At 74.5% G+C, this 14,611-nt stretch carries 11 protein-coding genes; 8 read left to right on the top strand and 3 right to left on the bottom strand.

All coding sequences use genetic code 11. From position 1 onward, the window contains the following. Window positions 1-80 precede the first annotated feature (80 nt). Entirely contained in the window at window positions 81-851 is a 771-nt protein-coding gene (locus AB0C33_RS02640) for a phytanoyl-CoA dioxygenase family protein (protein WP_358282936.1), read from the top strand. Between the two features lie 22 nt (window positions 852-873). Here AB0C33_RS02640 and AB0C33_RS02635 read toward each other — a convergent pair whose 3' ends face one another. Further along, window positions 874-1,092, bottom strand: coding sequence for a hypothetical protein (locus tag AB0C33_RS02635; RefSeq protein ID WP_358282934.1), 219 nt, complete (start codon window positions 1,090-1,092; stop codon window positions 874-876). A 12-nt stretch (window positions 1,093-1,104) separates the two neighbouring features. After that, window positions 1,105-1,554, bottom strand: coding sequence for a hypothetical protein (locus AB0C33_RS02630; RefSeq protein ID WP_358282932.1), 450 nt, complete (start codon window positions 1,552-1,554; stop codon window positions 1,105-1,107). Window positions 1,555-1,648: 94 nt separating this feature from the next. Here AB0C33_RS02630 and AB0C33_RS02625 point away from each other — a divergent pair, with 94 nt between their 5' ends. From AB0C33_RS02625 to AB0C33_RS02610, 4 genes are read left to right on the top strand one after another with little or no spacing between them, the layout of a single operon-like run. Continuing rightward, on the top strand, window positions 1,649-2,293 hold the full coding sequence (locus AB0C33_RS02625; RefSeq protein WP_358282930.1) for an alpha/beta hydrolase: 645 nt from the start codon (window positions 1,649-1,651) through the stop codon (window positions 2,291-2,293). 60 nt (window positions 2,294-2,353) lie between these two features. Then, on the top strand, window positions 2,354-2,920 hold the full coding sequence (locus AB0C33_RS02620) for an ATP-binding cassette domain-containing protein (RefSeq protein WP_358282926.1): 567 nt from the start codon (window positions 2,354-2,356) through the stop codon (window positions 2,918-2,920). Then, complete coding sequence (locus AB0C33_RS02615; RefSeq protein ID WP_358282924.1) at window positions 2,920-5,175, top strand: YhgE/Pip domain-containing protein; 2,256 nt, start codon at window positions 2,920-2,922, stop codon at window positions 5,173-5,175. Before AB0C33_RS02620 ends, AB0C33_RS02615 begins: the two co-directional genes overlap by 1 nt. Continuing rightward, the gene (locus tag AB0C33_RS02610; protein WP_358282922.1) at window positions 5,172-5,738 is read left to right on the top strand and encodes a TetR/AcrR family transcriptional regulator; all 567 of its coding nucleotides are present in this window, start codon (window positions 5,172-5,174) and stop codon (window positions 5,736-5,738) included. The genes AB0C33_RS02615 and AB0C33_RS02610 overlap by 4 nt, the downstream gene beginning before the upstream one ends. Before the next feature lie 7 nt (window positions 5,739-5,745). Here the strand turns inward: AB0C33_RS02610 and AB0C33_RS02605 are convergent, their stop codons facing one another. Further along, window positions 5,746-6,267: a cysteine dioxygenase family protein gene (locus tag AB0C33_RS02605; protein ID WP_358283909.1), complete on the bottom strand. Its 522-nt coding sequence runs from the start codon at window positions 6,265-6,267 to the stop codon at window positions 5,746-5,748. Between the two features lie 117 nt (window positions 6,268-6,384). Here AB0C33_RS02605 and AB0C33_RS02600 point away from each other — a divergent pair, with 117 nt between their 5' ends. From AB0C33_RS02600 to AB0C33_RS02590, 3 genes are all read left to right on the top strand, one after another. Further along, window positions 6,385-7,266, top strand: coding sequence for a LysR family transcriptional regulator (locus AB0C33_RS02600; RefSeq protein ID WP_358282920.1), 882 nt, complete (start codon window positions 6,385-6,387; stop codon window positions 7,264-7,266). Between the two features lie 60 nt (window positions 7,267-7,326). Then, window positions 7,327-7,956 (top strand): LysE family translocator, encoded by a 630-nt coding sequence (locus tag AB0C33_RS02595; RefSeq protein WP_358282918.1) that lies wholly within the window; start codon window positions 7,327-7,329, stop codon window positions 7,954-7,956. A gap of 84 nt (window positions 7,957-8,040) precedes the next feature. After that, complete coding sequence (locus AB0C33_RS02590; RefSeq protein ID WP_358282916.1) at window positions 8,041-14,451, top strand: hypothetical protein; 6,411 nt, start codon at window positions 8,041-8,043, stop codon at window positions 14,449-14,451. The last annotated feature ends 160 nt before the right edge of the window (window positions 14,452-14,611 follow it).

Raw genomic sequence — 14,611 nt, 5'->3', positions numbered from 1 at the left:
GCGGAAATTGCGTTGCCCTTCCTGGCCGGCGTTCGTCAGACTGCACGACGTTCCGCGGAAACTGCCGGGAGGGGCTGCGTATGTTGACCGACGAGCAGATCGAGTCGTTCGTCGAGGACGGGTTCGTCCGGCTTCCCGGCGCGGTTCCCCGGGAGACCGCCGAGCAGTGCCGGGCCGAGCTGTGGGCGGCCAGCGGCTGCGACCCCGACGACCCGTCGAGCTGGACCCAGCCGGTCGTGCGGCTGGGCTGGATCGCGACCCCGCCGTTCCGCGCGGCGGCCAACACGCAGGCGCTGCACGAGGCTTACGACCAGCTCGTGGGCGCTGGGCGGTGGACCGCGCCCATGGGCCTCGGCACCTTCCCGCTGCGTTTCCCCAGCGACGAGGAGCCCGGCGACGACGGCTGGCACCTGGAGGCGAGCTTCGCCGGTGACGCCGGCGAGTACCGGGTGAACCTGCGCTCGCGCGGCCGGGCCCTCCTCATGCTGTTCCTGTTCTCCGAGGTCGGCCCCGACGACGCCCCCACCCGGGTACGCGTCGGCTCACATCTGGACGTGCCCGCCCTGCTCGCCGATTCCGGGGACGAAGGGCGTGAATGGTTCCCGCTGTGCGGGGAGGCCGTGCCGCTCAGCGAGGGGCGCCGGGAGGTCACCGTCACCGGCTCCCCCGGCGACGTCTTCCTGTGCCACCCGTTCCTGATCCACGCGGCCCAGCCGCATCGCGGCAGCGTGCCGCGGTTCATGGCCCAGCCGCCGCTGATGCCGACCGGCCTGCTCGACCTCACCGGCACCGCGCCGACGCCGGTCGAGCGCGCGGTCCTGAAGGGGTTGAACGGGACCGCTCCGGCTTAGAACGCCGAGCGGTCCGGGCGGGTCAGGCGTGGTGGTCCGCCAGGCGTGGTGTCTGGTTGGTCGTGCCGCGGCTGACCAGGCGGAGGCCGGTTTCCACCAGGGCCCAGCCCAGCCGTCGTTCCCAGGCGCGGGCGACCGTCCCCGGGTGCGTCCGGGCTGTCCGACGGGGTGTCCGGGCGGCGGCGGCGCGCAGCTCTTGCCCGCGCACTCGCTCGACAAGTAGGTATAAGTCGGGATTCATCCTGCTCTCTCCTCACGTCGTGAACGGGAACCCGTACAGGTGCACGGCCACGTTCTCGCGGCCCTCGGTGTCCCCCGCCTCGCCGGCCGCCCTGCCGCGGGCCGTCCACTTCACGACCACGTCGTCGATCTCCTGCCTGAGGTCGCGCAACTCCTCCGCGGTCAGCGACAGCAGGAACTCCGACCCGAAGGACGAGTCCTGCCAGGCCTCGCTCCAGGCCCACTGCGCGTCGAGGTAGCCGTCGTACATCTCGGCGAGCTGACGGGCGTGCAGGCGGGACAGGGTCTGGTGGACCACGACGCCCTCGGGGCTGTCGCGGAAGTCGGAGTTGCGGGTGGAGAAGCTCTCCGCCGACGTCCGCCACCAGCGCTCCCGGGCGTCGCCCCGGCCGCCCTGCGTCTCCTCGATGAGGCCGTGCGAAATAAAGGTTGCGAGATATTTTCTGTCGCAGCCGCTCGCCATACTGCGTCGGGAACAGGGACCCGACGAGGGGAGCAGCAGCCATGAGCGAGGCATCGCGGGGCGTTTCCGGCACGACGGCGCGGAGGTGAGGCGGATGGCGACGTTCGCGCTGATCCACGGCGGCGGCAGCTCCGCCTGGGACTGGCATCTGGTCGAGGCCGAGCTGCGCGCCCGGGGCCACCGCACGGTGGCCGTCGACCTGCCGATCGAGGACGAGTCGGCCGGGCTGGCCGACTACGCCGACACGGTGGCGCGGGCCGTCGGCGAGGCGGACGAGCTGGTCGTGGTGGCCCACTCGTGGGGCGGCTTCGTCGCCCCGCTGGTCTGCGACCGCCTGCCCGTCAAGCTGCTCGTGCTGGTCACGGCCATGATCCCGGTCCCGGGCGAGCCGCCGGGCGAGTGGTGGGCCAACACCGGCTACCAAGGCGCCGAGGGCCTGGACACGATCGCCGAGTACATGCACGACGTCCCGGAGGAGCTGGCGCAGGAGGAGTTGTCTCGGGGGCGTCCGCAGGCGGAGAAGTCGTCCGTCGAGCCGTGGCCGGGCGCGGCGTGGCCCGACGTGCCGACGCGGTTCCTGCTCTGCCGGGACGACCGGTTCTTCCCGCCCGAGTTCATGCGGCGGGTGGTCCGGGAACGGCTCGGTGTCATGCCCGACGAGATCGGGGGCAGTCACATGGTCATGCTGTCGCGGCCGAAGGAGCTGGCCGAGCGGTTCGAGGCGTATCTCACAGTGTGACGCACCGCATCACGAGGTAATCTTTTGTACTGACCAGTCAGTTCAAGAGATGGGGTTGTGGTGATCGTCGCGGAGGGCTTGTCGATCGAGGGGGTGTACCCGGCGGTCTCGCTGAAGGCGGGCCCCGGGACGCTCACGGCGGTCGCCGGACCGGCGGGCAGCGGGCGGACGAGCCTGCTGCTCACGCTGGCCGGGCGGATGAAGCCGACCACGGGCACGCTCTCCGTCGCCGGGCACACCAGGCCGCGGGTCATCCGGAAGGCGGCGGCGCTCGCGCTGGTCGACGGCGTGACGGATCTCGACAGAGCGCTGACGGTCAAGGAGCACCTGCGCGAGCGCAGGCGCAAGCCGTACCTGGAAGTCCTGAAGCGGGCGGGGCTCGCGGCGCCGGACACGACGCCGGTGAGCGAGCTGGACCGCGAGCAGCAGGTGCGCCTCGGCGTCGCCCTGGCCCTGCTGGACGAGCCCGCGGTGATCCTCGCCGACAACGTGGACGCGGGCCTGCCCGACGACCGCGTACGGGAGCTCTGGGACCTCCTGCGCGACCTCGGCGCGGGCCTCGGCACGGCCGTGGTCGCCAGCTGCGTGCGCCCGCCCGCCCGCTACGACCACCTCGTGGAGCTGTGATGAAGGGCATGCTGCGGTCCCGGTTGACCCGGGCTGCGCTGGCGGCGGTGATCGTGCTGCCGCTGCTGTACGCCGGACTGTACCTGTGGTCGTTCTGGGACCCCCAGGGCAACCTCGACCGGGTCCCCGTCGCGCTGGTCATGGAGGACCGCCCGGCCACGGTCGACGGCAAGACGCTGCACGCGGGCCAGGACCTGGCCGACGAGCTGCGCGAGCGCCGGACGTTCGCCTGGCACGAGGCCACGCCCCGGCAGGCTGCCGACGGGGTCGCCGACGGCAGCTACTACCTGTCGCTCACCGTGCCCGCCGACTTCAGCGCCCGGCTGGCCTCGCCGTCCGACGACACGGCGACCCCCACCCCCGCCCAGCTCGGGCTGCGCGTGGACACCGGCCGCAGCTACATCGTCGGCAGCATCTCCGACGCGGTCTTCAACGAGGTGCGCGCCGCCGCCGAGCGCACGGCCATCCATGACTACTTCGACAAGGTCTTCGTCTCGATCGGCGACATCCACGACGCCACCACCGAGGCCGCCGACGGCGCCGGCAAGCTGCACGACGGCGCGGTCAAGGCCGGCGACGGCGTCTCCCGGCTCAACTCCGGCCTCGGCACCGCCGAGAACGGCGCCCAGCAGCTCTCCGTCGGCCTGAACAGCGCCAACACCGCCACCGGCAAGCTGCGGAACGGCTCGGCCCAGGTCACCGGCGGCATCGGCAAGGCGCAGCAGGCCATCGGCGAGCTGCGCGACGGCCTGCGCAAGCTCCGCAGCGAGGGCACCTCCGAGCTGCGGAAGGGCACCCGGAAGGCGGCCGACCAGGTCCACACCCAGACGCGCGCGGTCAACCAGCTCGCCAACAAGTACGTGCCGGTGCTGAACGAGTGGGGCCCGAAGGTCGCCGACGCCGCCGAGCAGGTGGCCGACGCCGCCGACCGGCTGGCGGACGGCTCCGGCACGGGCGCCGGCGCGACCCGCGCGGCGGGCAGCGCCCGCGAGGCCGCCTCCCAGGCCCAGGCCGCGCTCGACCGACTCGGCGCGGACGCCGACCCCGAGGTGCGCTCCCTGCTGCGCAGCGCGGCGAACGCCGCCGAACGCGCCGCCGAGCAGGCCGGCTCTGCGGGCACCGGCGGCACGGGCGGCGCCTCCGCCCTGTCCGCCCAGGCCCGCGAGCTGGCCAGGAACGCCAGGAAGATCGCGGCCGTGGCCCCGCAGATCGGCCCCAAGGTCGACCAGGTCAGGACCCAGGTGAACGCCCTGGACGACGGCCTGGCCAAGCTGGCCGCGGGCGCGGCGACCGTGGACGCGAGCCTGGCCAAGGCCGGCACCGGCGCGGGCACCCTCTACCAGGGCGCGACCAAGCTGCACGACGGCTCGGCCCAGGTCACCAGCGGCCTCGGGCAGCTCGGCGGCGGCCTGGTCAAGCTCAGCGACGGCGCGAGCACCCTGCGCACCGGGGTCGGCCGGCTGCACGACGGCGCGGGCCAGGTGGACAGGGGCATGGACCAGCTCGCCAAGGGCTCGAAGGACCTGGCGGGCGGGCTCGGCGAGGGCGCGGAGAAGATCCCCGACTACGACGCCCAGCAGCGGGCCGCCCGCGCCGACGTGATGAGCGACCCGGTGCGGCTGGCCAAGACGGTCGACAACGAGGTCCCCAACTACGGCACCGGCTTCGCGCCGTTCTTCCTGCCGCTGGCGCTGTGGGTGGGCGCGATGATCACCTTCATGGTGCTCAAGCCGCTGAACCAGCGGCGGCTGGCCGGGACCCAGGGCGCGGTGCGCATCGCGCTGGCCGGCTGGCTGCCCGCGGTGGCGCTGGGCGCGGCCCAGGTCGGCGTGCTGGCGGCGGTGCTGCGGTTCGCGCTCGGCCTGGAGGCGGCCCACTGGCTCGGGGTGATCGGGCTGCTGCTGCTGGCGGCGGCCGCGTTCCTGGCGGTGGTGCAGGCGGTCAACGCGCTGCTCGGGCCGCCCGGCCGGGTGGTGGGGCTGGCGCTGCTGATGCTCCAGCTCACCTCGGCGGCGGGGACGTACCCGATCGAGACCTCGCCCGGGTTCTTCCAGACGATCTCGCCGTGGCTGCCGATGAGCTGGGTCGTCTCGGCGCTGCGCAGGCTGATCAGTGGCGGCGATCTGACCGTGGTGTGGCAGGCTTGCGGCGTGCTGTCCGCATTCCTCGTGCTCGGGCTCGCGCTGACCACCCTCGCGGTGGAGCGGGGCCGCGTCTGGTCCATGAAGCGCCTTCACCCCGAGCTGTCGCTGTGAGCAGGCAGGACACCCGGGCGAAGGTGTTCACGGCGGCGGTCGAGCTGATCGCCGAGCAGGGCTACGCGGCCACCACGGTCGACGCGATCGCCGAGCGCGCCGGGGTGGCCAAGGGCACCGTGTTCTACAACTTCGGCAGCAAGGAGGGCCTGTTCTCCGCGCTGCTGGAGCACTCGATCGAGCGGCTGGCGGGCGCGCTGGCCGCCGCCGACACCGGCGAGAGCGGTGTGGCCGCCCTCGACTCGGTCGTGCTCGGCCAGCTGCGCTTCTTCGAGGAGCACGGCCCGTTCGCCCGGGTGTTGCTGGCCGAGATGTGGCGCACCGCCTGGCAGGAGGCGGTGGCGCGGCTGCGCGAGAGCGCGCTCGGCGTGTACGCGGGCGTGCTGCGCAGGGCGGCGGCCGGCGGTGAGATCCGCGCCGACCTCGACGTGGAGACGGCGGCGACCGCCCTGTTCGGCATGGTCCTGACGGTCGCCATCGAACGCCGCGCCCTCTACCCCGAGCGGCCGATCGAGCAGACCCACCAGACCCTGGTCGAGCTGCTCCACGGCCGCATCAGGTGAGGCGGGCTCAGCGCACCGGCAGCTCGTAGACGCGGCGCACGCTGCTGCCCAGTTTGCCGACGTCGGCGCCGTACACGTGCAGCGACACCCCGACCTCGTCGCTGGTGTTGAGCACCATGTGGATGTCGCCGGGCGGGGCGAAGCCGCTGACCTCGCCCGGCCGGTTGTCGGCGCGTCCGATCTCCAGCAGGTGGTCGCCCATGTCGCGGTAGAGCGTCTCGTGCTCGATGCCGCTGAGGATGCCGAACGTGCACCACGACACGTGGTCGTGGATGACCGTGTACTGGCCGGGACGCCACACGACGGCCACGATCGAGAACTCGTCCTGGGCGTGCAGCAGGTGGGAGGAATAGCGGTCGGGCGTGCCGAGGCGCTCCTCGGGCGTGAGGATGTCCATGCCGGGCAGCCGGTCGCGCAGCAGGTCGGCGACGGCGAAGGCGGTCTCGCGGGCACCGAGCTTCCTGGCCACGATCTCGGAGATGCCGGACACCAGAACGTCGAGCCCTGGCCTGGTGGTGGTCGCGACCATGTTCACGGTGTCCCCCTAGGGAAAATGTGGCAATTTGTCCTCCCTCTCTACGGTGGCCCATGGCGATCGATAGGTCCAACAGAAGTCTTCTGGCCTATTGATAGATACGATTGATGAATGCTCGACGTCGCCCGGCTCCGCGTCCTCGTCGCGGTGGCCCGCAAGGGGTCGCTCACCGCGGCCGCCAAGGAGCTCCACTATTCCCAGCCGTCCATCAGCCACCACCTGGCCCGGCTGGAGGCCGAGACCGGCGCCAAGCTCGTCCAGCGGGTGGGGCGCGGCATCCGGCTGACCGAGGCGGGCCGGCTGCTGGCCGACCGCGCCGCCGACATCATCGGCCGGATCGACGCCACCGCCGAGGAGCTGGCCGCCCACGTGGGCCTGCGCGAGGGCCGCGTGCGGCTGGCCGCCTTCCCGTCGGCGCTCGGCACGTTCATCCCGTCCGCCGTCCGCCGTCTGGCGGCCGCCCATCCCGGGCTGCGGCTGGAGCTCACCGAGACCGAGCCGCCCGAGGCCCTCAGGCTGCTGCGCGCCGGCCGGGTCGACGTCGCCGTCATGTTCCGGTACGACGACACCGCCCCCGAGGACGCCGGCCTGCACCTGATCCACCTCCTCGACGACCCCAGCTACCTGGTCTCCCCCGAGCCGGGCGGCGAGCTGGCCGACCACGCCGACTCCCCCTGGATCGCCGGCTGCGACCGCTGCCGCAGCCACCTGCTCGACATCTGCGCCAAGGCCGGGTTCGAGCCGCGCATCTCCTTCACCAGCGACGACATCGTGGCCGTGCAGGCGCTCGTGGCGGCCGGCATGGGCCTGACCGTGCTGCCCGGCCTGGCGCTCACCGCCCACCGCAACCCCGACGTGGCGGCGGCCCAGGTGCCCGGCTCCACCAGGCACGTGTACGCCGCCGTCTACGGCGACCCGCCGCACCCGCCGGCCACCGGCGCCCTGCTCGAAGCGCTCGGCGCGAGCCTGCCGCCCGCCGGCGAAGGCCGTTGACGGCGTCCTTAGGACAAGCACATGAGGGAAAACCGTTGACGGCGTCCTTACGATGAGCACATGCCGGACATCACGCATATCGCGCTGTTCTGCGCGGCCACGCTGGGACTGCTCGTGGTCCCCGGCCCCGCGGTGCTCTACATCGTCACCCGCAGCGTCTCCCAGGGCCGGTCCGCCGGGTTCGTCTCGGTGCTGGGCGTGCACGCCGGCTCGCTGGTCCACATCGGCGCGGCAGCCCTCGGCCTCAGCGCGCTGATCGCGGCCTCGGCGACCGCGTTCACGGTCGTCAAGTACGTGGGAGTGGCGTACCTGCTCTGGCTCGGCCTGCGCAAGCTGATGAAGCGCGGCGGGGGGTCCGAGGAGGTCGTCGAGCTGCAGGTGCAGTCCAGGCGGCGGCTGTTCTGGGAGGGGTTCGTGGTCAACGTGCTCAATCCGAAGACGGCCGTGTTCTTCCTGACCTTCCTGCCGCTGTTCACCGTCCCGGCGGCGGGGCCGGTGGGACCGCAGATCCTGATGCTCGGCGGGTTGTGGCTGGTGCTGGGGATGGCCAGCGACGGCATGTACGCGCTGCTGTCGTCCACGCTGGCGGGACGGCTGCGCGGGTCCGTACGGGCGCGGCGGCGGCTCGACGTGGGCAGCGGCCTGGTCTACCTCGGGCTGGCCGCATGGCTCACAACCGAGAAGGCATGACAAGCCGCGAAATTTCCCGCTCTTAATGCGATAGTGAGATCGATCGGGGGACGAAAAGCCGGGACGTAGCAGCTAGGCGGACCCATGGACGCGCCACCGCACCGCCTCGGCCTCGAACGAGTCGTCGAGGTCTACTCGGGTCACGACGACGTGGTCGGCGTGACCGGGACCGGCCATGTGATCGGCACGGACCTCGTGCTGACCGCGTCCCTCGTGGTGGATCCCGGCGCGCCCTGCCAGGTGCGCCCGCCGTGGTCGTCCCGGTGGGCGACAGCCGAGCAGGTCTGGCGCGGGCACGGCGCGGTGCTGCTGCGGGTGCCCGGACCGCCCTGGGCCGACGTGCCCGGCATCGGGCACCTTCGGTGGGCCGCCTTGTCAGGGGAACGGGTGCCGTGCCTGGCCATGGGGTTCCCGCGGGCGCGGCGGCGGTCGGGGTTCAGGGACATCCGGGTGCTGTCCGGAACCGCCGCCGCCCCCACGGGCCCGGCGTCGCGGACGCTCAGCATGGACGTGCCCGGCCCGCCGCCTCCGATGGAGGTGTGGGCGGGGCTGACCGGAGCCGCGCTGCTGGCCGAGCCCGCCGGGCAGGTCGCCGCCGTCGTCACGGCCTCGGCCGCCGGGCACGCCCGGGGGCGGCTCGACGCGGTGCCCGTGGGCGTGCTGCTGCGCGACGACCGGTTCCGCGAGCTGACCGGGGCCGCGCCGGGCCCGCTGGAGAGCGTTTCCGCCGGTGACGGGCGGGTGATCCTGTCCGGGCTGCTGCTGCCGGCGCGGGAGCCGTTGCCGTCCGACTGTCCGGACTGGCGGCTGCTGCTGCCGCGGCACGCCGTGGTGCCGTACTCCGGGCGGGACGGGCAGCTCGCCGCCCTGCGGGCCTGGGCCGGGGAGCCGGCCGCGCTGTCGGTCGCGGTGGTGACCGGGCGGAGCGGCACGGGCCGTACCCGGCTGGCCGGGGAGTTGTGCGAGGAACTGCGGGAAGCGGGCTGGGACGCCGGTTTCCTGGCCCTGGACGCCGCGCTCGCCGCCCTGTCCGGGCGCGCGGCGGTGTCTTTGGAGGCGGTGCGGCCCTCGCTGGTGGTCGTGGAGTCGCCGGAGCCGTCCGCTCCGCTGGTGGGCGAGCTGGTACGGCGGCTGGCCAAGCACGGGCACAACCCCCGCGTACGGGTGTTGCTGCTGGCCCGCGAGCCCGGCGAGGCGGAGTGGTGGCGGCGGCTGGACACGGCGGCGGGCGGCTGGCTGCGCCGGCTCAACACCACGACCGTGCAGCTCAACCAGCACCCGCTCACCCTGAACGAGCGCACCGAGCACGCGTTCACGGCGATGAAGGCGTTCGCGCCGAGCCGGGCCGCGCTCCCCACGCCCCCGCGCCTGGACGACCCCGAGTACGGCCTGCCGCTCCGCGTCCACCTCGCGGCCCTGCTGCGGCTGCGCGGCGGCGAGACGGAGGTCCTGCCCGCGCCCACCCTTCCGGACGCCCTGCCCGGCGGCGGGATCGGCGCCCCGCCCTACCGGACGGCGCCCGAGCCCCGCCCCGGGACGTCCTGGAACGCCTTCCGTCCCGGCGGCCGGGGCGGAACCCGGACGCGCGCGACGGTGACCGTCGGCGAGGAGCTGCTCAGCCGCTTCCTCGACCGCGAACGCGACCAGTGGGCCACCGTCTGGCCCGCCGGCCGCGCCCAGGTGGACGAGACCACCGCCCGGCAGTCCGTTGCCCTGCTCACGCTCACCGCCCCCACCCCCGCCGAGCTGCCCGGCCTGCTGTCGGCCGTGCCCGCCCTGCACGGCGATCCGCAGGCCGCGGCGGTCGTCGCCGACTGGCTGGGACGCGTCTTCCCCGGCGTGGACCGGCTGTGCCCGCTCGGGCCGGACCTGGTGGCCGAGCAGGCGCTCGCCGAGACCGAGGACCTGGACGCGCTGGTCCTGGCCGTGCACGACCACGAGCGGCGGACGGCCGGACACCTGGCACGCCTGCTCGACGTGCTCCGCCTGGGCGCGGAGCGGGCGGAGGTGGGGCGGGCGCTGCGTTCGCTGGTGACGTCCAGGATCGGGGCGCTGGTCGCGGAGGCGGCGGCGAACCCCGCCACCCGGCTCGGCGACCTGCTCAACGCCGCGCTCACGCAACTGCCGGCCGACCGGGCGGCGACCGCGGCGGTGGCCGCGCTGCCCTTCGAACCACAGGTGGATGCGCAGATCGATTCCCGAGGGGATTCGTGGGGCGCTTCCCGGGCTGGGCCGCCGCTCGGGTTGCGGGCCCTTGAGGTGACGCTGGCCGAGCTGGCCGTACGGCACTTCCGTGCAGGCGGCAGGCGGACCGCGCTGGCGGGCGCGCTGGCCCGGCTGTCGTCCCGGTTGTCGGCCGTGGGCCGGGTGGGTGAGGCGGTGGTGGCCGCCGCCGAGGCCGTGGAGATCTTCGCGGCCGCTCCCCCGTACGAGGAGGCGGCCGGTCAGGCGGAGGCGCTGTTCGTCCTGGGGGCGTGCCTGCTGCTCGCGGGCGAGCCCGGCAGCGCGCTCAGGCCCGCGCAGGAGGCGGCGACCCGGTTCCGCATCCTGGCCGAGGACGACCCCCGGTACGCGGGACGGGCCGGGCAGGCGTACCACAACCTGGCGTGCGCGCTGCTGGACTCGGGGCGGACGGCCGAGGCGGTGGAGGCGTTCGCGGCCGCGGGCGGTGCCGGCGAGGTCGCCGCAGCCCTGACCGACGTCCTCACAGCGCACGCCTCCCCCACAAGCCCCACCCTCGCTCCCCCGACCCCCGCGCCCACCACCGCACAACCCCCGTCACCCAGCTCCCAACAGCCCACCACACCCGATGCCGGACCGCCCGTCATGCCGGGCGGCATCAGGCGGGTGCCCGCGCCTGTCCCGCCATTCGCCTTGCCCGGCCCCGAGCCGGGGGCGTTGCCCGAGTTGGCCGCCTGTCTTGCCGTCGCGGCCACCGCCGCCGTGGCGGGCGCGGCGCCGACCGACAGGGATCTGGCTCAGCGGTTGTGCCTGCTGGCCGGGTGGCTCGGTGAACACGGCAGGGCGGCCGAGGCCGTCGCTCCCGCCGCAGAGGCCGTCGTACGGCTGCGCGGCCTGGCGGACGAGGAGCCGGGCCTGCGGCTGATGCTGGCCGAGGCCGCGGGCCTGCTGGCCGGGCTGCACCGCGCGCTGGACGACCTGGACCAGGCCGAGCGGTTCGCCGCCGAGGCGGTGCGGAACCTGCGCTCGCTGGTCGCGCTCGAACCCGACGAGCACCGCCCGGCCCTGACCGTCCAGCTCCTCGACCTGGGCGAACTGCTGCTGACCGACGCGCGCCCCCGCGACGCGCTCGACCGGCTCCAGGACGCCGCGATCCTCGCCGCCGAACTGGACGAGCGGCACAGGGCCGTCAGGGCCCGCTCCAGACACCTGCTCGCCCTCTGCCTCGCCGGACTCGACCGCCCCGCCGACGCCCGAGCCCATGCGCAGGCAGCAGTCGCTCTGTACGACGCCCTGGGCACCGAAGACGCGTCCTACCGGCGACACCGGGAGGAGATCCGAGCCTGGCAGGAGTCGACGACCGACCCCACCGCCGCCGCCGCGGCCGCGGCCGGAGAAACCGAACAGCCCTGGATGACCACCCTGATCACCCCGCCGCCCGACGTGGCCAGAGCCGAACGAACCCTGATCGAACGCCGCGCCGCCCTGGAGCCCACGGACGGCCCCGCATCCGCCGACGGCCCTGCGGTCCTGGAAGGCCCTCAGGTCATGGACGGCCCTGGGGTCCCGGAAGGCCCACAGGTCATACGCCGCCCTGGGGTCGTGGAAGACTCGCAAGTCCCCGCCGGACCGACGCCCCCGACTGGCTCTCAAACCGCGACCAGGCCACAGGCCGCGGACAGGCCGCAAACTCCGGACGGGCCGCAAGCCGCGCGGGTGCAAGCGTACGCCGCCGCCCAGGCAGCGCTGGCACGCGCCTGGGCCGAAACCGGACGCGCCCGCGACGCCCTCCGCCTCGCAACCCAGGCCGCCGACCTGCTACGACGCCACGCGACACCTGACGACCCCGGCGACGGGAATGACGCGAACGGCGCAGGTGGCGCGGGCGTGAGCGGCGCGGGCCTGGACAGCGCGCGCCTGGGCGGCTCCGGTGTGGGCGACGGGAGCACCCGGGGGGCTGGAGTCGGTGGGGCGGTCGCGGGCGGGGTGGGCGCGGGTGGGGCCGTTGTGGGTGGGGCCGTTGTGGGTGGCGCCGTTGTGGGGGCGGTTGGGCGGGCGCTTGTGGGGTTGGGGCGGTATTCGGAGGCGGTGCCGTATCTGCGCGGTGCTGTTGAGGCGTGTGGGCCGCAGGCCGAGGTCAGCTTCGTGGTGCAGCAGGAGCTGGCCAAGCTGCTCGTCCTGGAGGTAGTGGCGCTGGAGGCCACGGGCCGCCTGGAGGTCGCCGACGGCGAGGCGGAGCGGCTGGTCGCGGTGTGCGAGGGGCTGGTGGCCGAGCGGCTGGAGTCCCCGGTCGTGCTCGCGGGGGCGCTGCGTCTGCACGCGGGCCTCCGGCTGGCCGCCGGGAACGTGGCAGGAGCGCTCCAATCGGTCACCCGCGCCCTGGACATCCTCGTGCCCGAGCCGCCCGAGCGCACCCGTCTGCTCACCGCCACCTGCCTGGAGCTCAGCGGCCTGTGCCACGCCGACCTGGACGAACACGACCTCGCCGCCGCCGAGCTGGCCAAGGGCGTCGCCCTGATGGCCGAGGCGGGCCCGCTCACCCGGGACCTGGCCGGCGTGCACGTCCGAGCGCTGGCCCGCCTGGCCCGGCTCCGCGTGACCGGCCACGGCCCGTCCGCCGGAACCGACCTGTATGCCCAGATCCTCCGGGTACGCCCGCTGCCCCACCCCGACGTGCTCACCACGGCCGTGGACGAGCTGTCCGCCCACCTGCGCGCGGCCACCCCGAGGACGGCCGCCAGGCTGCTGCCGCTGCTGACGGCGTTCGCCGAGGCGTTGGAGCGCGAGGCCCCGGTCAGCGAGAACCCGCTGCTGCACGAGCGGTTCGGCCACTGCCTCATGCTCGGCGGCGCGACGGCGGCTCCGGCCGTACGCGTCCTCAAGGGGCTGGCCGCGTTCGACGCCCGCCACCGGCACTCCCTGGGCCTGGCGCTGGCCGCGCTCGGCGACGCCGACCTGACCGTCCTTGAGCAGGCCGTGGACCTGTTGTCCGAGGACGGGAGGGCGCTGGCCGACACGCTGAACAGGTACGCGGTCAGGCTGTTGGAGGCCGGTCGGCCGGTGGAGGCGCTGGCCCACTCGGAACGCGCCGCCGACCTCTGCGACGAGCTGGACGAGCCCGCCGTCGCCGCCGTCACGTACGCCCAGCTCGGCGCCGCTCTGGCCGCCCTCGACCGTCCACAGGCCGCGCTGGAGGCGGTGACCTGGTCGCTGGCCGAGCAGGAACGCGCCGCGGAGGCGCGGGGCGGCGAGGCCGGGCTGCTCGGCGTGCGCGCGCAGGCGATCCAGGTGCGCGGGCAGGTGCTGCGCGCGTCCGGCCGGACGCAGGAGGCGCTGGCCCACCTGGTGGAGGCCATGCGCCTGCACGTCCGGCTCGCCCGGCCCGCGGCGGCGGCCGAGGTGGCCGGGACGGTCGCCGACGACCTGCTGGCCGCCGGGCGTCCCGAGGAGGCCGCCGAGTACGCCAGGATCGCCGTCACCGGCCTGCCGCCGCGCACGCTCAGGCATGCCCTGGCCACCCAGCGCCTGGTCAGGTGCCACATGATGCTGGGCGAGGCGCGGGAGGCGGGCGCGCTGGCCGAGGAGCTGATCCGGCTGGCCAGGCGGTCGCCGGGCGAGCTGACGTACCGGGCGATCCTGGCCGATTCGCTGGCGCAGAGCTCGGAGCTGCTGCCCCTGCTGCGGCCCGGCGCGGCTGCGGAGGCCGAGCAGCGGGCCCGCGAGGCCATCGCGATCTACGACGAGCTGCTGACCACGGGCATGAACGCCGAGGCGCTGCACGTCAGCCGGGCGGGGGCCGGGCTGACGCTGGCCGCCGCGCTCCGGCTGCGCGAGCAGCCGGCGGCGGCGGTGGGGCCGCTGCGCGAGGCCGTCGCCGTGCTCGAACGCCACGCCCCCGCGAACCCCCTGCTCGGCGGCATCCTGTCCCGCGCCCTGCTCATGCTGGGCGACGCGCTGATGGAGTCGGGCCGGGCGCTGGAGGCCGGCCTGGTCTTCCATCGCGGCGCCCAGGTCATCGACGACGAGCCGGCCGCCGCCGTCGCCCACGCCCGGCTCGGCTTCTGCCAGCAGGAGCTGGGCAGGGACGACGCGGCCGACACCGCGCTCCGGGTCGCGCACGGCCTGCTGCGCGGCCTCCTGACGGCCGGTGCCACCGCTCCGAACGGCGGGAACGGCGGGAACGGCGGGAACGGCGAGCTCACCGAGCTCACCGAGCTGCTGCGCGACGTGCTGCGCGGCCGGCTGCGGCTGCTGGAGAAGTCCGGCAGGCGCGAAGAGGCGGCCCAGGTGGAGGCCGAACTACGCACGACCTAGCCCACCGCGCGGCCGCAATCCACGAGCGACGACGCCGAGCCAGGAGCAAGGCGAGCCCCGGGCAAGGAGGTCGGCCCAGGAGGGGGCGCGGCCCGCGCGGAGGGGGCCAGTCCAGGAGGAAGGCGCGCCCCCGCGAGGGCGCCCCCGGTCAGGCGGTGAG

Source organism: Nonomuraea sp. NPDC048881 (assembly GCF_040649795.1).
GTDB lineage: Bacteria > Actinomycetota > Actinomycetes > Streptosporangiales > Streptosporangiaceae > Nonomuraea.
Note: the sequence above shows the minus strand (reverse complement) of the source record. Positions and strands in the feature narration are given on the sequence as shown.